The sequence below is a fragment of the Lactobacillus sp. ESL0228 genome (genome assembly GCF_003692825.1).
In the GTDB taxonomy this organism is placed as follows: domain Bacteria; phylum Bacillota; class Bacilli; order Lactobacillales; family Lactobacillaceae; genus Lactobacillus.
Genome location: NZ_REHJ01000008.1, coordinates 293872 through 315619 on the forward strand (window position 1 = coordinate 293872; position 21748 = coordinate 315619).

The 21748-nt window shown below is 33.7% G+C and carries 17 protein-coding genes and 1 pseudogene; 4 read left to right on the forward strand and 14 right to left on the reverse strand.

Annotated features, from left to right (window positions below; all coding sequences use genetic code 11):
• Nucleotides 1-84 precede the first annotated feature (84 nt).
• The 5 genes and pseudogenes from F5ESL0228_RS04935 to F5ESL0228_RS04960 all read right to left on the reverse strand — a co-directional run bounded on the left by F5ESL0228_RS04935 (nucleotide 85) and on the right by F5ESL0228_RS04960 (nucleotide 4263).
• Entirely contained in the window at nucleotides 85-1293 is a 1209-nt protein-coding gene (locus F5ESL0228_RS04935; protein WP_122023052.1) for an ABC transporter permease, read from the reverse strand.
• Nucleotides 1286-2182, reverse strand: coding sequence for an ABC transporter ATP-binding protein (locus tag F5ESL0228_RS04940; protein WP_122018364.1), 897 nt, complete (start codon nucleotides 2180-2182; stop codon nucleotides 1286-1288). Before F5ESL0228_RS04940 ends, F5ESL0228_RS04935 begins: the two co-directional genes overlap by 8 nt.
• Before the next feature lie 14 nt (nucleotides 2183-2196).
• Nucleotides 2197-2901, reverse strand: coding sequence for an HlyD family efflux transporter periplasmic adaptor subunit (locus F5ESL0228_RS04945; protein WP_122018365.1), 705 nt, complete (start codon nucleotides 2899-2901; stop codon nucleotides 2197-2199).
• Nucleotides 2894-3388, reverse strand: a pseudogene (locus tag F5ESL0228_RS08490) (ATP-binding cassette domain-containing protein); the annotation flags it as partial. The pseudogene F5ESL0228_RS08490 and the gene F5ESL0228_RS04945, both read right to left, overlap by 8 nt.
• A 383-nt stretch (nucleotides 3389-3771) precedes the next feature.
• Nucleotides 3772-4263 (reverse strand): hypothetical protein, encoded by a 492-nt coding sequence (locus tag F5ESL0228_RS04960; RefSeq protein WP_090092159.1) that lies wholly within the window; start codon nucleotides 4261-4263, stop codon nucleotides 3772-3774.
• A 280-nt stretch (nucleotides 4264-4543) separates the two neighbouring features.
• Between F5ESL0228_RS04960 and F5ESL0228_RS04965 the strand changes: the two genes are divergently transcribed.
• A complete protein-coding gene (locus F5ESL0228_RS04965; protein WP_122023055.1) occupies nucleotides 4544-5176 on the forward strand; it encodes a helix-turn-helix transcriptional regulator in 633 nt (210 codons plus the stop codon).
• A gap of 143 nt (nucleotides 5177-5319) precedes the next feature.
• On the opposite strand, the gene F5ESL0228_RS08315 is transcribed toward F5ESL0228_RS04965, so the two are convergent.
• A complete protein-coding gene (locus F5ESL0228_RS08315) occupies nucleotides 5320-5466 on the reverse strand; it encodes a hypothetical protein (protein ID WP_158592493.1) in 147 nt (48 codons plus the stop codon).
• Nucleotides 5467-5973: 507 nt separating this feature from the next.
• Here F5ESL0228_RS08315 and F5ESL0228_RS04970 point away from each other — a divergent pair.
• Complete coding sequence (locus tag F5ESL0228_RS04970; protein ID WP_122023211.1) at nucleotides 5974-6528, forward strand: phosphatase PAP2 family protein; 555 nt, start codon at nucleotides 5974-5976, stop codon at nucleotides 6526-6528.
• A gap of 239 nt (nucleotides 6529-6767) precedes the next feature.
• Here the strand turns inward: F5ESL0228_RS04970 and F5ESL0228_RS04975 are convergent, their stop codons facing one another.
• Nucleotides 6768-7595, reverse strand: coding sequence for a DegV family protein (locus tag F5ESL0228_RS04975; protein ID WP_122023056.1), 828 nt, complete (start codon nucleotides 7593-7595; stop codon nucleotides 6768-6770).
• Between the two features lie 237 nt (nucleotides 7596-7832).
• Here F5ESL0228_RS04975 and eno point away from each other — a divergent pair, with 237 nt between their 5' ends.
• Nucleotides 7833-9119, forward strand: a complete 1287-nt coding sequence (gene eno, locus F5ESL0228_RS04980) for a phosphopyruvate hydratase (protein WP_122018370.1) — start codon at nucleotides 7833-7835, stop codon at nucleotides 9117-9119.
• Between the two features lie 255 nt (nucleotides 9120-9374).
• Nucleotides 9375-11648 (forward strand): HAD-IC family P-type ATPase, encoded by a 2274-nt coding sequence (locus F5ESL0228_RS04985; protein WP_122023057.1) that lies wholly within the window; start codon nucleotides 9375-9377, stop codon nucleotides 11646-11648.
• A gap of 271 nt (nucleotides 11649-11919) precedes the next feature.
• Here F5ESL0228_RS04985 and F5ESL0228_RS04990 read toward each other — a convergent pair whose 3' ends face one another.
• The 7 genes from F5ESL0228_RS04990 to dnaK all read right to left on the reverse strand — a co-directional run bounded on the left by F5ESL0228_RS04990 (nucleotide 11920) and on the right by dnaK (nucleotide 21745).
• Nucleotides 11920-12438, reverse strand: coding sequence for a GNAT family N-acetyltransferase (locus tag F5ESL0228_RS04990; RefSeq protein ID WP_122018372.1), 519 nt, complete (start codon nucleotides 12436-12438; stop codon nucleotides 11920-11922).
• A gap of 309 nt (nucleotides 12439-12747) precedes the next feature.
• Nucleotides 12748-13275 (reverse strand): adenine phosphoribosyltransferase, encoded by a 528-nt coding sequence (locus F5ESL0228_RS04995; RefSeq protein ID WP_122018373.1) that lies wholly within the window; start codon nucleotides 13273-13275, stop codon nucleotides 12748-12750.
• Nucleotides 13276-13374: 99 nt separating this feature from the next.
• Complete coding sequence (gene recJ / locus F5ESL0228_RS05000) at nucleotides 13375-15651, reverse strand: single-stranded-DNA-specific exonuclease RecJ (protein WP_122023212.1); 2277 nt, start codon at nucleotides 15649-15651, stop codon at nucleotides 13375-13377.
• Between the two features lie 119 nt (nucleotides 15652-15770).
• A complete protein-coding gene (gene lepA, locus F5ESL0228_RS05005) occupies nucleotides 15771-17609 on the reverse strand; it encodes a translation elongation factor 4 (RefSeq protein WP_122023058.1) in 1839 nt (612 codons plus the stop codon).
• An 82-nt stretch (nucleotides 17610-17691) separates the two neighbouring features.
• A complete protein-coding gene (locus F5ESL0228_RS05010) occupies nucleotides 17692-18528 on the reverse strand; it encodes a phosphotransferase (protein WP_158592494.1) in 837 nt (278 codons plus the stop codon).
• Between the two features lie 160 nt (nucleotides 18529-18688).
• Nucleotides 18689-19825 (reverse strand): molecular chaperone DnaJ, encoded by a 1137-nt coding sequence (dnaJ, locus tag F5ESL0228_RS05015; protein ID WP_122018376.1) that lies wholly within the window; start codon nucleotides 19823-19825, stop codon nucleotides 18689-18691.
• A 78-nt stretch (nucleotides 19826-19903) separates the two neighbouring features.
• Nucleotides 19904-21745, reverse strand: a complete 1842-nt coding sequence (gene dnaK, locus F5ESL0228_RS05020) for a molecular chaperone DnaK (RefSeq protein WP_122018377.1) — start codon at nucleotides 21743-21745, stop codon at nucleotides 19904-19906.
• Nucleotides 21746-21748 lie beyond the last annotated feature (3 nt).

Genomic DNA, 21748 nt, shown 5'->3' on the forward strand with positions numbered 1-21748 from the left:
ATAATTATACATGATATTGGCAAAACTGCAAAATTAATTTTACAATTTTGCCAAATTTGTTCTTATAATTGTTATCCATTTTAACTATGACTTCTTTAATTTTTGCCAAAATGGCTTACTATCGTTTTGCAACATTAACCGTTTATATGATTTGCCAACAGAAAATACTAATAAACCAATGCATCCAATTAAAATAAGTAAAGAAAAGGCACTCTCCCAATTATTAGCCGTTTTAGTAATTAAGCGTAAAGGCATGAAAAACGATGAGAATCCAGGAATAAAGGATAAAAAAACTATAATCGGATTCTTTAGTGTACTGATATTGCTTGATATTAATCCAATAAATAAGATAACAAATGAGAAGTAAGTAACTGGCTGTGCAGCTTTTGAAGCATCTTCTGTCCGTTTGACCACTGCTCCACAATATGCCGCCAAAATCATGAATAGAATTATTCCCAATAAAAGATATACTAGTTTAATTCCTAAAAGACTTTGGACAATATCTCGGGCGTAAGCTAATAAATTAGTTTGCGCCATAAAAGGAGCAGCTTGCGGTATATGTTTAATCATTTCTAGCCCAGTAGCTCCAATGATTAAATAAATCAATAATTGAAAAACTACAAGCCCTAAAATGCCAGTAATTTTTCCAGTGAAATATTTAACGGCAGAAATGCTTGAAAAAATAACCTCAATTATCTTTGTCCCTTTATCAGCAGCAATTTCTTGTGCGGTAATATTAGTATAAATACCAACGATAACAAACATAATTCCAAATATAGTCGATAAAAATAGATAAGGATCTTCACCGAGATTAATGGTCATCTTCTGCAAGTGCTCGCTTAATACTGGAGTCAGATGAGTCTGAGATGAGTTTAGTTTAGAATCTTTCTTGCTACGCTCATTTTGAAGTTGTTTCAGGTATTTTACTAATCTCTTTTTAAACTTTGAATCAATTTTCTTAGTACCAAAATAATCGGCTTGAATTTGACCACGTTTAACTTCAATATCAACATAACCGTCAATATCAACATTTTGTAAACTCTTTTTAGCAATTGAAACTGTTTTGATAGTGTCATCAACGTAATCTTCAGCATTAGCTTTTACAAAAGGTTTACTTATCTCCGGATTATTGCTGACAACAGCATAAGTGTCACCCATGCTGTTAATAATGAAGTATTCGGTTCCAAATGTAACAGCTAAGAGCAAAAGTGGTACTGAAAATAACATCACGAATGACCATGATTTTACTTGTTTGTAAAATGTGTGCCAAACAACAATAGCAAATTTACGCATTCTTCTCACTCGCTTTCATCCGAAAAATTTCAGCTAAAGTTGGTGCTTGCTGCTGATATTCTTCAATATACTGATCTTTTGTCAAAGCTGCAAAGACTTCTGGACCGCTTTTTTCGTCATCTATTCTTAATAAATAGCGATTATTTTTCCTCTGCTCAACAGTTTGAACATGTGGCAATTTAATTAGTTCTGCTAGCGGTGTAGCTGTTTTGACAAGAATTTCATTTTTAGAAAACGAATTTCGAACTTCTTCAACCGGACCTTTTAAAATTACCTGGCCTTTTCTGAGCATCAAAAGTGAATCGCAAATTTCCTCAACATTCACCATATCATGACTTGAATAAATAATGATAGCTCCATTATTCTTAGCGTCTAGAATTGCCGTTTTTAGTAATTCCGCATTAATTGGATCAAGCCCACTAAATGGTTCGTCTAAGATAATTAATTTTGGTTGATGAATCAAAGTACAGATCAACTGTACTTTCTGCTGATTACCCTTTGATAAAGTCTTTATTTTGTCAGATTTATTTCCATTGACCTCAAAGCGATCTAGCCAAGCATCGATTTTACTTAAAATATCTTGCTTTTTCATCCCTTTGAGTTGAGCATAATAAATAATTTGATTTTGAAGCGTCAACTCTTTCATCAAACTGCGCTCTTCAGGTAAATAACCAATTTGATCAAAATTATCTTCATTTATCTGTTTATTTTCCCAGGAAATCTTACCGTCATAGCTAATAAAGTTCAAAATACTATGAAAAGTTGTAGTTTTACCAGCACCATTTTGACCAATTAGTCCTAAAATTTTACCGGATTCAGCTACAAAACCAATATCATCCAGTGCGACCTTGTCACCAAACTTTTTACTAAGATGTTCAATTTTCAGCATATAAAACCGCCTTTTTAATTTTTTCTAAATAATTGATTTATAAAATAAGATAGAGCGTTTTCTTTTTTTATTAGAATTGCTGCATCACCCTTCATGCCGTAGCGAATTATTTTCGCCTGCTTAGCTGATAATTTGGTTTGAGCCTCAACTAAATAAAAATCATTATTACCTATAGTAATAGACTTTATCCCCACTGTATTAATTTTTCCAAAAATAGATGTTGTTAAAGATTCACTTTGTTTAATATTTAATATCAGTTCCTGTCCTTTTTTTATTAAACTAATGTTGTTACTTGGCACAAAGGCTATGATTTTTACCCTATCGTTTACTCCTAATTTAGGATAAATTTCTATTATTTCGTTTATTTGCTTAGCTTTTTTTAAAAAATCCACATGAACTAGGCCTGATTGCTTGGCCTTCATTTTTACTATTCTGTTTTTAGAATTTCTATACGAAGCTAATACCTGCCCTTGTTTTACCTTTTGACCTTCAAAATAGTATTTTTGTTTAGGTTTTAATTCAGTATTCATTTGAATTGTTTCAATTATACCAATGGGCTCAATCTGACCTTTTAACTTTAACACTGACTCATGTGGTAAAAATGAAAATAAAATCACTAGTATCAGTAATAAAATTATACTTGGTAAAATAATTATTATAGAAAAATTCTTAAAATGCTTGTTATAATAATCACTGCTTTCTAGTTCATATTTATTCATTTAACTCACCTGTTGCATTCAAAAGCCGGTAGTATTCACCCTTTTTGGTTAATAATTTGTAGTGGCTACCTTGTTCAGCTATTCTTCCTTTTTTTAAAACTACAATATTATTAGTTTTCCGTGCAATCGATAAACGGTGAGCAATAAAGATTACAGTTTTACGAAGCTTAAGTAGTTCATTTACTAAATTTGCTTCAGTTAGAGCATCTAAATTACTTGTCGATTCATCAAAAATTAGCACTTGTGCTGGAGAAAGTAGTGCTCTTGCAATAGTCAAACGCTGCTTTTAACCACCTGACAGTCCGGCACCATTTTCATCTAGCTTTGTGTTGTACTGCAATGGCATAGACTCAATATCATTTTTTATTTGTGCAATTCGACATGCTTCACTAATATCTGAATAATTAATATCAGGTCTATTTCCAAGTTGTAAATTTTCAAGAATTGTTCCAGAAAAAATGAATGGCTCTTGCGGAATATAGACAATTAGAATTGAAAAACCAAAAATTACAATCGCTAGTGGCAAGAGATTACCCTTTTTTAAAGCAGAGCTAGGATCTGACCATTCTTTCAGATGATGATAAATATCTTTTAACGCTTCGAAAACTGTTTCTTGTTTTTTCATCGTCTAATTTCTCCTATTTAGACTTTTAAGATTGTAATATCTTATGATTAAAACTGGCACTTTTTCAAGCTAAGTTTCTAAGATATGCATTAGAGCTTGATTTATTAAGTCATGTAGAAATCGCTTAATAAATTTTTTGAAAAACGGATTATTATTTGATGCAAAAGAATTTAAGCAAAGACAAACAATTATTATTAACATTTTTCTCGCGATTTTTGAAACTTATTCGAAAATTCAAAGTAACATTAATTTTCCCAACAGTTTTTCTTTATTAAAAAACAAACTTGAAGTCCATCTCCTATTAAGCTAGCTATTATTGAAAATATTAGTACTGACCAAAGATTAAATTTCATTTTAGTATAAGTACAAATTGAAAGCATGATGCTAACAATAATCAAGCTCATTCTTATAGATGTATTAATTAAAATCCATCTTTTCATTGAATCATTGATATTATTAGCGTTAATTTCTTTAATGATAGCACATTGATAACAAAAGCCAGTCCATATTTCTGCAAATACATCAAAAACAAAAAGTGGGCCCATAACACTTACAGATTCGTTACCCCCATAATTAAAATTTAAATCTTGCAATACCATGAAAACACAAAACCATAAACGGGAATCGAATTTTAAAAAAGTATTTTTTTTCTCTAATTTATCCATATTTAATCTTTTCCATTTAGAAATATGGTTATGGATATCCATTAAGCTTTCTATAATCCCGTTTTTTTTCATTTTAGTCTCCCCTCTTCTATACCCCCAAACAATTTTTTAAAAAACATTTTCAATAGTATGATATTAAAAGTTATTACTTGATGTACTCTACAGTAAGCCATAAAAATGATTTCTAAGAAAATATCATCTCAACAATTGGTACTGAAAAAATCACAAATAATTGATATAAAATTTATCTTTTATAATTTTTAAATATTATATTGTCTTTTTAAACCAATAATGCTTGAATGTCATTATGTATGTACACATGATTTAAATTTTTTAATAGAAAGTCATAAAGATGGAATTAGGAGACAAAATTAAACATTATCGTATTAAATATGGTCTTACACAAGAACAATTGGCTAAAAAATTACTAGTTTCTCGTAAAACAGTATCAAGCTGGGAAAATGATCGTAGTACACCAAATATTGAAATGCTTTCTAAGCTTTGTAGTATATTTGAAATTTCACTTGATGAGCTAGGTAGTATACAAGATACAAAATTAAAAAAAGACAATAATGTAAAAAAGAAAAAAAAGCCGTTAACCGTTATACTATATTTATTATTATGTGCATTTGCCGTAATGACTTATCTGAGATTTTTTGGATTTAAATTGATTATTAAATATACTCCATTTATAGCTTTTATAATCAATATTGTTTATCTTAATTTTTATTCTGAATGGAGTAAATTTTCTGAACCAAAAGCACTTGTCCTTCTTTTATGTTCTATTTTTATTTTTCTTATACTAAATTGCTGTTTATTATTTAAAAACAACTACCTTTTTTCTTCTTATTCGACAGATTATATAAATAATATTTTAGTTACTTTAGCTTCAATTACATATGTTTTGATTACCACATTTATTATTACAACAATAGTTTTTTTTAGTCCTTTTAATATAAAAAAACTCACAAAAAATAATTTCTAGCCTACTTCTCTCTTAGATTAATCAACTTTTTCATTAGACAATCTTTGCTATAAGTCTGTAGGTAGCAGTAATATGTTTTTATTAATTTTAAGTAGAACAAAATTATTTTTGATTATAATAAAAACCCTTTAGCTTTAATTTCTTTAGTCTTTGAGACTTCTAAAAAAACCCATGTATTTATGTATGTATTTATTTAATAAATTTGTTTCAGAATGTTTGCCTCCGCGTATTTCAATTAAATCCGCATTTTTTAGCAAATAAAATTGTATTTTTTTTGTTGCATTTTTCATAATTAATTCCTCTCTTAAATTAATATTATTTAAAAAAGTTAACTAAATAATCTAAAAAATCGTACTTTCACAAAACTAAACAAAAACAAGTTAGAGTAATTCAGTAAAACTGTTTCTTGTTTTTTCATCCTCTAATTTCTCCTATTTGGACTTTTAAGATTATAATATCTTATAATCAAAGTTGGCATTTTTTCAAGCTAAGTTTCTAAGACATGCATTAGAGCTTGATTTATTAAGTCATGCAGAAATATTTTAATGAAGCAAAAAATATTTTTGCCTAGGAATATTCAATTACATTTGACTAAATTTTTAAAATTAATTGTTTATAATTCTAACTAAACCAATAACAAGTTAATGACAAAAAACATTTATAACTAGCAATTTTCTTAATTTTTACTCAAGAGTGTCCTTTAAAGTATATTGAAACCTTGGTAACTGGTAAAATACAGTCGAATAAAGTTTGATAGGTAGGAATTTATCTTGTGTTCAAATATCTGGATTGCCATTATGTCCGCTCTAATATTGGTGCTACTTATTTTTAACATTAAAAATTCACGTCGGTTTAATCTGTTTGACCATTGGCTGCACCACAAATTAATTAGACGTCATGACGGCTACAGCTGGCAAATAATCGCTTTTATCAATGATCCAAAACTTTTAGTAGTTTGGGATATTTTTCTTGCCAGCTTTTTAATCAATGAAGAAAAAAATCTAACTGCTTTTTGGGTTCTTTTTACACTAGGTTTTACTGATTTAACTGGGTTGCTACTTAAGAAATGGATGCACCGGAAACGTCCTATTAAACATTCAAACCTTGAAGACGGCTATAGTTTTCCTAGTGGACATGTTTTAGGAACCACAATAATGGTTCTTATTATCTGGAAAATATTTGCAAATGAATTTGGTAGTGGACTTTTAATTACTCTGACTGCAATTTGGGTTATGGTGGTCATTTCTCGACTTAGTCTTAAAGCTCACTATCCTTCAGACGTTATTGGTGCAACTTCTTTAGCTGTCTTCTGTTTTACCTTATCACAGCAAATTTTTCTTTTGTTTTTCTAAGAATCCAACCAATTAAACTAAAAAAGTACCAAACATTGCTTTTAATTTAAGCGATGTTTGGTACTTTTTTAAAAGATCTTCTTGTTCTTCAAGCTTAGTTGCAATAATAACTTGTGGTGAAATTACTTTTATAGCGTTTCCTGATTTTTTGAAACAAAAATGGCTTTCTTTAAAAGCCAGTCTGTTCATTTTTAATTTTTAGTACCCAGAAACAAAGTGCTTCTGTCAATTTTACTCATTTATCCTTCAAAGCCAATCATCAGGCTTCCCTCTTCTCCATAAAAGGCACATAATCCCATCATTGGTCGAATAACTATATTAGCATCTGGATACAAAGCAATTATTTTATCCTTTAATATATTTGCATCTTTTTCATTCTTACAATGATCAATAATTACTCGCCCCCCTTGATATTTCATTTCAGTCATCAGCTTTATAACTTCTCCTAAAGCTCGTTTCATACCCCGAACTTTGGAAATTGGTTCCAGTTTTCCCTCTTCACTTGCTGTGCCTACTAGATCAATTTTTAACATCTTAGCAACCTTAGCCACGGCCATATTAACACGGCCATTTAATGCCAAATTATGTAGTGATTGCAGGATAAACAATAAATGGGTATGCGTTTTATATTTTGCAATTTTTTGTTCCAAATCCAAAAAACGAACTTGACTTTCAGCTAGGTGTTCAATCTTATGTTGAATCATTGCAACCTCTGGACCAGCAGTTCTTGAATCTACAACAATTACGCTACTACCAGGATGATCCTTTTCATAAATTTGTTTTGCTTGATAAGCAGAAGAAAAGCTGCCGCTTAATCCGCTAGTTATTGTTAACATAATTGCCTTTGTACTTCCTTCAAGTGCTTCAAGCCAGTCATTAATGCTAGGGCATGAGGTCTTACCTTCTTCAGTATTTTTGTTCATATCAGAAATAAAGGTTTCCATATCAAGGGTTTCATTATCGATAAAATCTTGACCAGCAATTGTTATTGTTAATGGAACTACCGTTAACTTGTCAGATGCTTGTTCATTAGCACTAGAATCTACTATTAATTTTACTTTTTCCATGTATTGTATATCCTTAAATCAAATAAACCAACTAAACTTTAATTTGTATAGTTAAATAATAATGCAAAATGCTAGAAAAAGCGACAAAATGTTTTTGGAAATTTTTAATATTAGAAATCGTTTACAAATGTTTACATAATCACAAACTTAGTCTAAAATTTATTTTGTAGAGATGGAGCTGTTGCTCCAATAATGTATGTGCGGTTGCACAACATTTAATATTTAGGAGGTTTTTAGATGTTAAAATCAGTCATTGAAAATGTTCATGCACTGGAAATCTATGATTCACGTGGTAACCCAACTGTTGAGGCTTTTGTTACCCTTTCAAATGGTGTAGTTGGAAAAGCCGAAGTTCCATCAGGTGCTTCAACTGGTGAAAACGAAGCTGTTGAATTGCGTGACGGTGGTAAACGTGTTGGCGGTAAAGGTGTTTCTAAAGCAGTTGAAAATGTCAATACTAAGATTGCTAAAGCATTAAAAGGCTTAGATCCACACGATCAAGCTAACATTGACCACGTTATGATCGAATTAGATGGTACCCCAAACAAGGCTAAACTTGGTGCTAACGCAATTTTAGGTGTATCTATGGCAACTGCCGCCGCTGCTGCTAAAGATAGTCACCAACCTTTGTACAGATACCTTGGCGGAACTGATCTAGAAATGCCACAAACTTTCCACAATGTTATCAATGGTGGTGAGCATGCTGACAACGGCATCGATGTTCAAGAATTCATGATCACCCCTGTTAAAAAGACATCATTCCGTGATGGTTTTGAAAAGATCGTTAACACTTACCATACTTTGAAGAAAGTTCTTGAAGACATGGGTTACGAAACTGGCCTTGGCGATGAGGGTGGTTTTGCTCCTAACATGAAGAACTCAGAAGAAGCTTTGCAAGCATTACATGATGCTATTGTTAAAGCTGGTTACAAGCCAGGTGAAGACATTGCTATTGCGTGTGACTGTGCTGCTTCATATTTCTACAACAAAGAAGATGGCAAATATCACTTTGAAGGTAAAGTCTTTGATGATGATCAATTAGCCGATTACTATGACAAGTTATTGGAAGAATTTCCAGAATTAATTTCAATTGAAGACCCATACGACGAAAATGACGTAGAAGGTATGATTAAGTTTACCCAAAGTCACAAAGACAGAATTCAAATTGTTTTGGACGATTTCATCTGTACTAATCCTAAGCTTTTAAACAAAGCCATTAAGGAAGGTGCCGGTAATGCTTCATTAATTAAGTTAAATCAAATCGGTACTGTTACTGAAACATTGGAAACTATTCGACTTTCACGTAAGAATGGTTACAACACCATGATTTCTCACCGTTCAGGTGAAACTGGCGACACATTTATCGCTGATTTTGCAGTTGCCGTTAACGGTGGTCAATTGAAGACTGGTGCCCCAGCTCGTTCAGAACGTGTTGAGAAGTACAACCGTCTACTTGAAATTGAAGAAGAACTTGGCGAAGGTGAGCGTTTAGCTACATTCCCAGATAATGTTGATAAAGACTAACTAGTCAATTCAAAAAAGCTTGCGATGCAAGCTTTTTTTGTTTCCAATAAAAGAATGCTTTTAAAAATTACTACCTAATTGCAAAATCCCCCCAAAATTAAAGCTTAACAATCATAGAATTAGGCTTACATAAAGTTTTTTCAAATTTAGCAGGTTTAAATACTCCCCTACTTGTCTACTTCCATTTGCTAGAAAAAATCAACTAATTGTGCTAATTTAGATAAAGATTATTTATAATATCAAGAAAGGGTAATTATGTCTGAAAAAAATAACGGCTTAAGTCAAGCCGAAGCAGATAAACTTCTTAAAAAAAATGGACTTAATGAAGTCCCAGAACCTCAATTCAATTTTTTTAAAGAATTTTTATCTAAATTGTGGAATTTATCAGCTTGGATTTTGGAGGCAGCTCTACTTTTAGAATGCATTTTAGGTAAATGGATCCAATCTTTTTTCGTGTTACTAATGTTGCTTTTCGCTGCCTGGAATGGTGCTTCAAAGAAAAAACAATCGCGACGTGTCCTAAACGATATTTCACACAAATTGACACCTACAAATTCCGTTAAGCGCGATGGTCAATGGCAAAATATTGATTCAAAATACCTAGTTCCTGGCGATTTAATAAGTATTCAACAGGGAGATGTTCTTGCTGCTGACGTAAAATTAATTGACGGTCAAATTTCAAGTGATGAAAGTTCAATCACTGGTGAATCTAAAACTGTTCGCAAAAATCCTCCCGATACTGCTTTTGCCGGTACTACTGTGACTGAAGGTAATGGCTTAGCAGTAGTTGTTGCAACTGGAGCTAATTCTCGTTCAGGAAAAACTATTAATTTGATCAATAATTCAGCTGCACCGGGACATTTACAGCAATTATTAACTAAAATTATTTACTATCTTTGTATATTAGATGGGATTTTAACACTTGTAATTGTTATTGCTTCATTTTTTAAGGGTGGCGACATTCAAAATCTGATTAACATGTTACCATTCTTAGCTATGATGTTTATTGCCTCTATTCCAGTCGCTATGCCCTCAACTTTTGCACTTTCTAATTCATTTGAGGCGACCAGATTAAGTAAGGAAGGAGTATTAACCTCCGATTTAACGGGAATTCAAGATGCAGCTAATTTAAATCTGATTTTACTTGATAAAACCGGTACAATTACAGAAAATAAAACTGCCGTTTCGCAATGGATTAATTTTAGTGAACTTGATGACAATATCATTTTGCAATTAGCCTCTGCAGCTGTTGATCAAAGAAACAAAAAAATTATTGATAACGCGATTGAAGATTTTATCTTAAGTAATGATTTAAAGATGAAGTCAACTGATAACTTCTCTCCTTTCACGTCTGCTACTGGATATTCAATGGCTAATATTGATAATCATAATATTAAGCTAGGTTCATTTAAACAGTTGTCAAGAATTGATCCAAGTGCAAATGATAAAGTTAAGGATATTGATTTTAGTGCTGGACGGTCCGTTGCTCTTTTAGTTGATGACAAATTAGCTGGTGTCTTTATTTTGCAAGATAAAGTTCGTCCTGATTCAAAAAAAGCACTAGCTGAACTCAAAAAACGTGGCGTTTTACCAATTATGTTAACTGGAGATAATCAAAAAACGGCTGAAGCCGTAGCAAAACAAGTTGAATTGCAAGGACAAGTTATTTCAATCCATAATTTTAATGATCAGACAGACATGGGAACACTTGCTGGAATTGCTGATGTTCTCCCAGAAGATAAATTACGTGTAGTTAAATTTTTCCAAAGCAAGGGTTATATTGTTGGTATGACAGGAGATGGTGTTAATGACTCGCCTGCATTGAAACAAGCCGAAGTTGGAATTGCCGTTTCAAATGCTGCAGATGTTGCTAAGCGATCGGGTAAAATGGTCTTACTAAATGATGGTTTAACTTCGATTGTTAAAATTCTGGATGCAGGCCACCGCGTCTACCAGCGTATGACTACCTGGTCATTGACAAAACTTGCACGAACGGCTCAATTGACTATGATCTTGACCTTTGGCTATCTTTTCTTCGACTACATTCCAATGGCTCTAAATGCAATGGTCATATATACTATTATGAATAATATGGTTACTATGATGATCGGAACCGACCGCACTCATATTACTTATAAGCCTGAAAATTGGAATATGGCTAAATTAGCCAAAATTGCATTTTCACTTGCCTTTGGTTGGACTCTAATAGGAATATTAGGAATAGGTTTTCTCAATACCCATGGATATAGTCATGGAACAGTATCAACAATGGTATATGTCTTCTTGGTATTGAGCGCAATGTTTATTATTCTTATCACTCGTACAAAACATTACTTCTGGCAGGATTACCCCTCAAAATCAGTTGGTCTAACTCAGCTTGCAGACATTGTTTTAACAATAATCCTTGCACTATTTGGTATTGCGATGACTAAAATCAATTTAACTAATTTATTACTTACTTTTGTTGTCGCACTCATAGCCGCAGTAATTATTGATCTCTTCTACCAACCTATCATGAAAAATAAATAATTACAAAATTTGATAAAACACCCAAAATACTGCTAAATGCGTATCTTGGGTGTTTTTTAATATTTTCTCAAATCACAAAAATATATCCGTTTGTTCACATTGTATATAAATAACCGCATTCGATTTATCATCAAATACGGTTATTGTAAACTTGTAAGACAATTATATTCTTTCTTACATTTTTAAAGTAAAAACATTTTTCTATTAATCTAGCAAAACGAAATAGAAAAATTATTCAAGAAAATTTAAGTAAAAATTGGTCATTTTAATCTTATTTTTTTAATTCATAAACGTAAGAAATTTCATCTGGTCTGTATACACCATGTAAAGTACCAACCTTTGTGAACCCCATCTTGTCAATTAAATGTTGCATAGCTTTATTATCTTCATGTGTATCAATTCGGATAGAATCAATATTATTACCATGATCTTTAATAAAATTAATTACAGATTTTAAAAGCTCTGTTGCATATCCCTTACCAGCATAATTTGAATGAATAGCCACACGATGAATGACGACATACTTATCAGTATCACATAGCCAATTTCCATTTAAATTATCATAAGCATGATCAGGTGCATTTACAATCGAAATTGCTCCAACAGTTTCATGATCAGCTGATGAAGCTAAATAAGCTGAGCCGTTTTTAATATCCTCTTTAATCTGTTCTGTCGAAGGATAATCACCTTGCCATTGATTAACTCCTCGTTCAGCCAATTGATTTGCCCCATCCTTTAAAATGGTAATAATTTGGTCAAAGTCGGCCATCGTTGCTTTTCTTAATTGCATAATACCTTTCTCCTTTTTTGAGATACCGTATTATTATATATACTTGACCAGTGCTTGTAAAAAAATTTGCCTTCTACTTACGAGAAAATTTACTAAGACTAACTTTCAGCACAAATTTTGCTGAATAAGTTAAACTGTGAAGGAGTCAAATAAAATTCATTGACAAAAATCATTATTTTTAATGAAACTCCTTTAAGCCTTCCATTATCAATTAAAGAAGTAAAAAAGCACAAAACTATCTAAATAGCTTTGTGCTAAAATAATCATTAAACTCGACTAACAATACTTGAAAGAGTTTAATAATTGTTATTATGCTCCATGATACTGTACAAGAGAAAATACGTCCAATCCCGGAAGTTTTTCTTTACCTTTCAAATCAGGCAATTCAATATAAAATGCCGCACCAACCAATTGAGCACCTAACTCTTCAACTAATTGTTTACATGCACGTAGTGTTCCAGCAGTAGCTAGCAAATCGTCACAAATAACAACTCTTTGACCCGGTTTTAACGCATCTTTATGCATTTCCAAACTATTTGATCCATATTCAAGATCATATGAAGCACGTTCAACTTCGCGAGGAAGCTTATGAGGTTTTCTCGCGGGGACAAAACCTAGTCCTAATTCAGTTGCAACTGGGCAGCCAACGATAAATCCACGTGCTTCGGGACCAACAATGACATCTGCCTTCCGACTCTTAGCATATTCAGCCAATTTATGTGTTGCTATTTGAAATAATTCTCCATCTTGCAAAATGGGTGTAATATCCCGAAACATGATTCCCTGATTAGGAAAATCTTTAACACTAGCGATATGCTTTTCAAAAACGTTTGCCATAAGAAGAATAAAACCTCCAAAACTTTAATTGCTTGCTAAAGCTTCTTTGACTTACCTATTCTAACAAACTTTTTACTGAAAAGCATCAAAAGCACCTATTTAATGCTGCTTTAGTTGTTTTTTTACATACATTAACAGTCTAGAACTAGACATTCGACGCAATTGTTGTACAAAGTTAATTTGTGACTGTGTTGTAATTAAATATTTTGATGCTGTCAGAGACTGTTTAGAAGGATTTTTTATTCCAAAAAGTTTTCCTGAAAGTAATTCAACAAAATTAAGTTCAAAAAAGACACGCAAAATAAATAATATACTTTGAAAATCTAATCCAATGAACGGACCGACTTGTCGATAATCTTCAATAGAAAGTCCAGGATGTGAATAAACATATTTTAGAACCGTTTCAAAAGAAGTTTTAGTTGGTATCTTTTTTACAGGTAGCCGATCGAGAATAAAGCGTAAATATAATTGTTCATACCTAGCTGTTAAAGCAGCATCAAGCTCCTTTTGACTATGAGGCGCATCAAGCAATACAGCAACTTCATTCTCACCATCATAATCACCAATTGAGATGATTTTGTTAGGATCAAGGTTAAATGCGTTAGCTGATAACGATCGATTTCTTTCATCAAATAATAGATACCGGTCTGCAAAACCCATTACATGCTTTTCTCGCCGTAAATCTATTACCGGCTCAACTATGTCTAGTTTGGGCGCAGCAAAGACAATTCCCTCTATTATTCCTTGAAGCTTTTTTTGCTTACGATAGCAGTTTTCTTTCAGTTGTATAAATAGTTCACCAATATACGGTAAAAGTGATTTGGTTAAAAATTTTTTATTAAATCCAACAACCTCAAGTTTCTTGTTACTCTTTTCAATGGTTAAATTAATATGATTTTTTTCTTTACCCATAAAAAACCAATTTTTAATTTGGGGCGAAGTAATTTTGAAAATTGGTTGATCGTTGTCAGTTCCAAAAGGCCCAACAAGTTTAATTTCTGATAAAATGTTCAAATCAAGTTGATTAAAAGGTAATTCAAAGTCATATTGTTTGATAATCGCGGTATCAGCAATCGTAAAGCTAGCTTCAAAAGCTTGTCTTAATGGCACAATATTATCTTCTTCAAGGGATAAACCACAAGCAAAATCGTGTCCACCAAACTTAGTCAGTAGCTTACCTTTCAAAGGTACAAGTGCGTTAAAAAGATTAAATCCTGGAACTGATCGACCTGAACCTTTAATAATACCAGCAGCATTTTTAGTTAAAATAATTGTCGGTTTATGAAATTTATCCGCAATTTTATTGGCAACTAATCCTAAAACGCCTTCATGAAACTCAGGATTATAAATAACCAAGGTGTTTTGTAAATACCAATTTTTGATTTTAATTTGATGACAGCAATTCTGGTAAACTTTTTCTGTCAAAACTTTACGTTTATCATTTAATTGTTCGACTTCATCAGCTAATTTTTGAGCAGTTTCTTCATCTTCTGACAAAAGCAATTCAACTGCTAGTCCCGCATTAGCCAATCTTCCAACTGCATTTAAACGTGGAGCAATACTAAAACCAATATCTGTTTCATTAATTTGTCCCATATTTAATCCGGCATTTTTGATTAAGGCTAATAACCCCGGTCGCTGAGTTTGATTTAGAATTTCCAGACCTCGTTTAATAATTACATGCCCTTCACCAGAAACTTTAACCATATCTCCAATTGTCCCAATCATCACCAAATCAAGCAATTCAGTCATCGGGTCTTGCATAAGCTCGCGACAAATTGTGTAGGCAACGCCAGCTCCACAATAATCATCGAACGGATATTTTTGTCCCGGATAATTAGAATGAACCAGCGCATAACTTTGCGGAATAATTTCTTGCATTTTATGGTGATCTGTAATAATTGTATCAACGCCTTGTTGTTTGGCATACTTAACTTCTTCAACTCCGGTTACACCATTATCGACCGTAATAATCAGCTTGGTACCATTGGCTATAATTTGCTTATAAATTTCGAGATTAGGGCCATAACCATCTTTAAAGCGATCCGGGATGAAAAAATGAACATCGGCACCAAGAATACTTAAAGTTTCCACCATAATTGTGGTAGCAGTAATCCCATCTGCATCATAATCACCATACACCGTAACTTTTTCACCATTGTCAACCGCTTGGTTTATCCGTTCGACAGCTTTAACAAGATCATGCATTAATTTGGGGTCAGCTAGGCTATCTTCAGTGGAATTTAGCCAAAAATCTAATTTTTCAGCCGTATTTATATGTCGCGAGGCCAATAAACTTGCCGAAACAGGAGACAATTGAAACTGTTCAATTAATTCAGGATCTAACGTTTCTTTATAACGTTCTTTCCATTCTATCATTTAATTAACTACGCCTTTTTCTATCATTAGATTAATTTCTAAGAAAAATTCCAAAGCTGCACTCAAAATTAACCTCAATTATAGGAAATCAATAAATGCATCTCTGGAATTAATAATTATTTCGAAGATAAATCATCGTCATTCATTTTTAAGACAGCCATAAAAGCATCTTGAGGAACTTCCACATGACCAACAGCCTTCATTCGCTTTTTACCTCGTTTTTGTTTTTCAAGCAGCTTAGCACGCCGATCAGGATCACCCGTGTGAATTTTCCATGTAACGTCTTTTCTATATGGTTTAACAGTTGCACGAGAAATAATTTTTGCCCCAATTGCTCCTTGAATATCGACTTCAAAGTTTTGCCGCGGAATCAGCTTTTTCAGCATTGAAGTCATTTGACGAGCCCGGTTTTGAGCTTCATCACGGTGAGCAATAAAACTTAACGCATCAACAACTTGTTTATTTAGCAAGATATCAATCTTTACTAAGTCAGTTGCTCGATAACCCGTAATCTCATAATCAAGTGAAGCATAACCCTTTGTTGAAGATTTCAGATCGTCAAAGAAGTCATAAATAATTTCAGCTAATGGCATGTTGTAGATAACATTTACACGGTACTTATCTAAATAATCCATAGTGACGAATTCTCCCCGCTTACGTTGACACAATTCCATCACTGGACCCACAAAATCATTGGGCACCATAACCTCAGCCTTGACAAACGGTTCCTGTACTTCTTTGTATTCGCCCGCCGAAGGCAAGTCAGAAGGATTATCTATTATCTTAGTTGAATTATCATTCATAATAGCATGATAGTCAACCGATGGGGCAGTCATAATTAAATCTAAGTCAAATTCTTGTTCCAGTCGTTCTTGCACTACATCCATGTGCAACAAGCCCAAAAAGCCACAACGAAAACCAAAACCTAATGCCGTAGAGGTTTCAGGTTCAAATTCTAGAGCCGCATCATTAAGCTGTAATTTTTGTAATGCTTCTTTTAAATCATCATATTTAGAATTGTCAACGGGATACATACCAGAATAAACCATCGGTGGAATCTGACGGTAGCCCGGAAGTGGTTCTTGAGTAGGTCGATCAGACAAGGTAATCGTATCTCCAACTCGAGTTTCTCGAACAGATTTAATATTCGCTGTTAAATAGCCTACATCACCAGCAATTAAAAGATCTTTTTTAACTGGATGTGGGCTAGAAACTCCTACTTCAGTAACTTCATATTCCTTTTCTGTATTCATAATCTTGATATGATCTCCAGGTTTAACCATACCATCTTCAACACGAATGGACAGAACAACGCCGCGATAGTCATCGTATTTTGAGTCAAAAATCAAAGCTTTCAGTGGTGACTCTATATCACCTGTCGGTGAGGGAACTTCCTGTACAATCTTTTCTAATAAGTCACTGATTCCTTGACCAGTTTTGCCAGAAACTTCAGCAGCTTCTGTTGCATCAATTCCTAACATTTCAGTTATTTCTTCTTTTGCTTGTTCTGGATTTGCCGATGGCAGATCTATTTTATTAATGACGGGTAAAATTTCCAAATCATCATCAATCGCCAAATAAGTATTAGCCAGTGTCTGTGCCTGAACCCCCTGTGAAGCATCAACAACTAAAAGAGCCCCTTCGCATGCTGCAAGCGACCGTGATACTTCATAGGAAAAATCAACGTGTCCTGGGGTGTCGATTAAGTGAAAAATGTAGTCTTCACCATCTTTTGCATGATACTTGATTTCAACCGAATTCATTTTGATAGTGATTCCACGCTGCCGCTCAAGCGGCATGTCATCAAGCATTTGATTTTTTAATTGACGCTCAGAAACGGTATCAGTTAATTCGAGAATTCGATCGGCAATCGTTGATTTACCGTGGTCAATGTGTGCCACAATTGAAAAGTTGCGAATATGATTTTGATAATCTTGTAATTTTTTAATGTCCATAAATTATTTGCATCCTTTTTTCTATCTTCTTATTATACCAAATCAAAAGTAGCAGTTAAAACTAAAGCGTTACATTTACATGTTATTGCTGTGATAAATACTGCTCAACGTCAGCCAGCATTCTCATTCCTACTTGCTCAAAATTAGTATCCATAATTTGACTGGTATAGCTAAAGATTCCTAGAGCAGTTATAAAAAGTAGAAAATTCTCAGTAACTTTGCTTATTTGCCAATCGATTTGGTTTGACTGGTAACCACGTAAAAACGCCTTTTTCAGTTTTTGATCATTGCGAAAGTCTTGGTAGAACAGTTTGGTGAAATCTAAAAAAACTGGTCCAATTTTAACTTTTTCAAAGTCGATCAAACATATCCTGCCAGCAACAATTTTATAATTGCGCAAACCTACATCCCCATGAATTACATGCTTGGAGGTACGATTAATGTCTTGCTCAATTGTTTTTGCATAAAGCTCAAAGTAACTGAGTATTTCTTGCAAATGAATAATAAAACTACTTGCAGAGATGTTGGTCAGTGTTTCATTCGCCATGATCCAATAATCAATCTCTTTATTAATACCCGCAAACGGTTTTACTTCTCGGTGAAAATCACTTAACACCTCTCCCATTGTGCTAGCCAAATCAGGTGTAATCGGTCTAGCAATATCTTCAAGGTCGAGATTATGCATAACTAAAACATATTGTGCCGGTTCAATCACAAAGTCAGTTAAATAACGCTGATTGATCTGTTGGTTGACTTTCTTTTCCGTTTCCATTTTATGCTTGACTTGAAAAACTTTGACAAAGATAGTTTGTTGGTATAAATAGCTAAATCCACTAAAGGATGTGTTTTTCGATTCATGTGGAATCAGTTTTAAATCCGCCACCAGTTGCTGATCCAAAATTTGTTTTACGTTCATCATAGCTTCTCTCATTTAGCAAGTGAAATAGTAGTTCTAAAATATAGGATACCATTAATTGCACTGATAAATTATAACCTTTGTATTTTTTCATATCTAATGATTTATCAGAGAATAAAAATAAAGCATTAAGGTAATTCACCTACCTTAATGCTTCGTTTTTTTATTGCAATTTATCTTTTAGTCTTTCAAAAAAGCCTTTTTCCTGCGGTGTAATTGAACCACCACCTGCTTTAACAAAGTCAACTAAAGCCTGTTTTTGCTTTTCGTTGATTGACTTTGGAATCTGAACTTCAACAGTTGTAACTTGATCACCATTACCGTTGCCACGAAGATACGGAACACCTTCATCGCGAATTGTAAACTTCTTATTAGGTTGCGTTCCCGCAGGAATCTTGAGCTTTTTATCACCGTGAACAGTTTTTACATTGATTTCATCTCCAAGGGTCGCTTGAGCAAATGAAATCGGAACTGTAGTATAAATAGTTGTACCTTCTCGTTTAAATTCCTTAGATGGTTTTATGCGATAGCTAATATATAAGTCACCATAAGCACCACCATTCTTACCGGCTTCACCTTGACCCTCATAGCGAAGTTGTTGACCATTATCAATTCCGGCTGGAATATTAACTTCAATCGTATTTTTACTATCAATTACACCTTTACCATGACATGTCTGGCAGGGATGCTGAATAATTGTCCCACGACCATTACACTTATCACAAGTAGTTTGTCGCCGAATAACCCCAAGCATTGACTTTTGAGTTATTGTCATATATCCTGTACCGTTACACTTATCACAGGTGATAGGATGTGTGCCCTTTTCTGCACCACTGCCATTACAAGTTGAACAGGTCTCGCTTCGAGTATATGATACTTGCGTTTTTTTACCCGTAATTGCATCCATAAAATCAATCGTTAGAGTATAATCTAGATCTTCTCCTCGTGTAGGTGCTGTCGGATCGGCACGCCTTTGGCCAGTACCACCACCAAAGAAATCGTTGAAAATATCTCCAAAATCGCCGAAGCCTCCAAAGTCACCATAACCTTGGCCACCTCCAAATCCACTTTGACCATTATTTACTCCTGCTGAGCCGAATTGATCATATTGTGCACGTTTTTGTTGATCATGTAAAACTTCATATGCTTCATTTATTTTTTTGTATTTTTCTTCAGCACCCGGCTCATGATTAATATCAGGGTGATATTTCTTAGCTAATTTACGATAAGCAGAGTTAATTTCTTTATCACTGGCATTTCGATTAACGCCTAGCACATTATAATAGTCTTCTTGTGCCATCTACAAAGCTCCTTACTTTCCAAAAGAAAAGAACTACTTCGTGGCAGTTCTTTTCTAATTTATTTAATTATAAACCCTTTACTTATCTGGGTCTACCTTATGGAATTCTCCGTCACTAGCAGAACCATCACTTGGATTACCGCCTTGTGCACCAGGATCTTGTGGTCCAGTTTGTCCTTGAGCTCCACCGTTAGCTTGATATAATTTAACTGCTAAGTCTTGAGCAACCTTAGATAATTCATCTTTCTTAGCTTTCATTTCATCTAAATTATTATCTTTTTGAGCTTTCTTAAGTGCATCAAGTGCGTCTTGAACCTTCTTAGTATCATCTTCAGATACCTTGTCTTTAACTTCACCTAAAGTCTTTTCAGTTGAGAAGATTAATTGGTCAACTTCATTGCGTAGGTCAACTTCTTCTTTCTTCTTCTTATCTTCCTCAGCGTGTTCTTCGGCCTCTTTTTGCATCTTTTGAATTTCTTCATCAGACAAACCAGATGAACTCTTAATAGTAATCTTTTGTTCCTTGCCAGTACCCATATCTTTTGCGGAAACGTTTACGATACCATTCTTATCAATATCAAAAGTAACTTGAATTTGAGGAACTCCACGTGGTGCAGCCGGAATGTCAGTTAATTCGAATCTACCTAAGGTCTTGTCATCTGCTGCCATTGGTCGTTCACCCTGCAGCACATGAACATCAACCGCTGGTTGATTATCAGCAGCTGTCGAAAAAATTTGACTCTTTGAAGTTGGAATAGTCGTGTTCTTTTCAATTAATTTAGTGAAAACGCCTCCCATAGTTTCGATTCCTAGTGAAAGCGGCGTAACGTCAAGTAAAACAACATCCTTAACATCACCTGAAATAACACCACCTTGAATTGCAGCACCCAAAGCAACAGCTTCATCAGGGTTAATTGAGTGGTCAGGCTCTTTACCAGACCATTTCTTAACTGCTTCTTGAACAGCAGGAATCCGAGTTGAACCACCGTTCAAGATCACTTTATCAATATCATTAACCGTCAAATCAGCATCTTTTAGAGCATTGTCAAATGGTACTTTGGTTCTATCAACAAGATCAGCAGTTAACTCATCAAACTTTGCTCGAGTCAAATCAGCTTCAAGGTGCAAAGGTCCTGCCTCACCAGCAGAAATGAATGGAAGTGAGATATGTGTTGAAGAGACACCAGAAAGATCTTTCTTTGCCTTTTCTGCGGCATCTTTTAATCTCTGCAAAGCCATTTTGTCTGTTGATAAATCAACACCATTTTCATCCTTAAAGTTCTTGATGAGCCAATCCATAATTTTATTATCAAAGTCATCACCACCAAGACGAGTATCACCATTAGTTGACAATACTTGGAACACACCATCACCTAATTGTAGAACTGAAACGTCAAAGGTACCACCACCAAGGTCATATACCAAAACTTTTTCGTCTTCTGCGTCTTTATCTAGGCCATAAGCAAGTGATGAAGCGGTTGGCTCATTAATAATTCGTTTAACATCTAAACCAGCGATTTTACCAGCATCTTTAGTTGCTTGACGCTGTGCATCATTAAAGTATGCAGGAACCGTAATAACTGCTTCAGTAACCTTTTCACCTAAGTAATCTTCTGAGAATTTCTTAATGTATTGTAAGATCATCGCAGAAATTTCTTGTGGTGTATATGCTTTATCACCAATCTTTACCTTATAATCTGTTTCACCCATGTGGCGTTTAATTGAAGAAATTGTATTAGGGTTAGTGATTGCTTGTCTTTTTGCTACTTCACCAACTTGAATTTCACCATCCTTAAAAGCAACTACAGATGGAGTAGTTCGATTACCTTCTGGATTAGTAATAATTTTTGGTTCTTTACCTTCAAGAACTGCAACAGCTGAGTTAGTAGTTCCAAGATCAATACCGATAACTTTTGACATTTT

What these genes read in the sequence shown, in the direction of transcription:
- F5ESL0228_RS04935 (WP_122023052.1), bottom strand. Translation starts at nt 1,293, where the DNA reads ATGCGTAAATTTGCTATTGTTGTTTGGCACACATTTTACAAACAAGTA.
- F5ESL0228_RS04940 (WP_122018364.1), bottom strand. Translation starts at nt 2,182, where the DNA reads ATGCTGAAAATTGAACATCTTAGTAAAAAGTTTGGTGACAAGGTCGCA.
- F5ESL0228_RS04945 (WP_122018365.1), bottom strand. Translation starts at nt 2,901, where the DNA reads ATGAATAAATATGAACTAGAAAGCAGTGATTATTATAACAAGCATTTT.
- F5ESL0228_RS04960 (WP_090092159.1), bottom strand. Translation starts at nt 4,263, where the DNA reads ATGAAAAAAAACGGGATTATAGAAAGCTTAATGGATATCCATAACCAT.
- F5ESL0228_RS04965 (WP_122023055.1), top strand. Translation starts at nt 4,544, where the DNA reads ATGGAATTAGGAGACAAAATTAAACATTATCGTATTAAATATGGTCTT.
- F5ESL0228_RS08315 (WP_158592493.1), bottom strand. Translation starts at nt 5,466, where the DNA reads ATGAAAAATGCAACAAAAAAAATACAATTTTATTTGCTAAAAAATGCG.
- F5ESL0228_RS04970 (WP_122023211.1), top strand. Translation starts at nt 5,974, where the DNA reads ATGTCCGCTCTAATATTGGTGCTACTTATTTTTAACATTAAAAATTCA.
- F5ESL0228_RS04975 (WP_122023056.1), bottom strand. Translation starts at nt 7,595, where the DNA reads ATGGAAAAAGTAAAATTAATAGTAGATTCTAGTGCTAATGAACAAGCA.
- eno (WP_122018370.1), top strand. Translation starts at nt 7,833, where the DNA reads ATGTTAAAATCAGTCATTGAAAATGTTCATGCACTGGAAATCTATGAT.
- F5ESL0228_RS04985 (WP_122023057.1), top strand. Translation starts at nt 9,375, where the DNA reads ATGTCTGAAAAAAATAACGGCTTAAGTCAAGCCGAAGCAGATAAACTT.
- F5ESL0228_RS04990 (WP_122018372.1), bottom strand. Translation starts at nt 12,438, where the DNA reads ATGCAATTAAGAAAAGCAACGATGGCCGACTTTGACCAAATTATTACC.
- F5ESL0228_RS04995 (WP_122018373.1), bottom strand. Translation starts at nt 13,275, where the DNA reads ATGGCAAACGTTTTTGAAAAGCATATCGCTAGTGTTAAAGATTTTCCT.
- lepA (WP_122023058.1), bottom strand. Translation starts at nt 17,609, where the DNA reads ATGGACATTAAAAAATTACAAGATTATCAAAATCATATTCGCAACTTT.
- F5ESL0228_RS05010 (WP_158592494.1), bottom strand. Translation starts at nt 18,528, where the DNA reads ATGATGAACGTAAAACAAATTTTGGATCAGCAACTGGTGGCGGATTTA.
- dnaJ (WP_122018376.1), bottom strand. Translation starts at nt 19,825, where the DNA reads ATGGCACAAGAAGACTATTATAATGTGCTAGGCGTTAATCGAAATGCC.
- dnaK (WP_122018377.1), bottom strand. Translation starts at nt 21,745, where the DNA reads ATGTCAAAAGTTATCGGTATTGATCTTGGAACTACTAACTCAGCTGTT.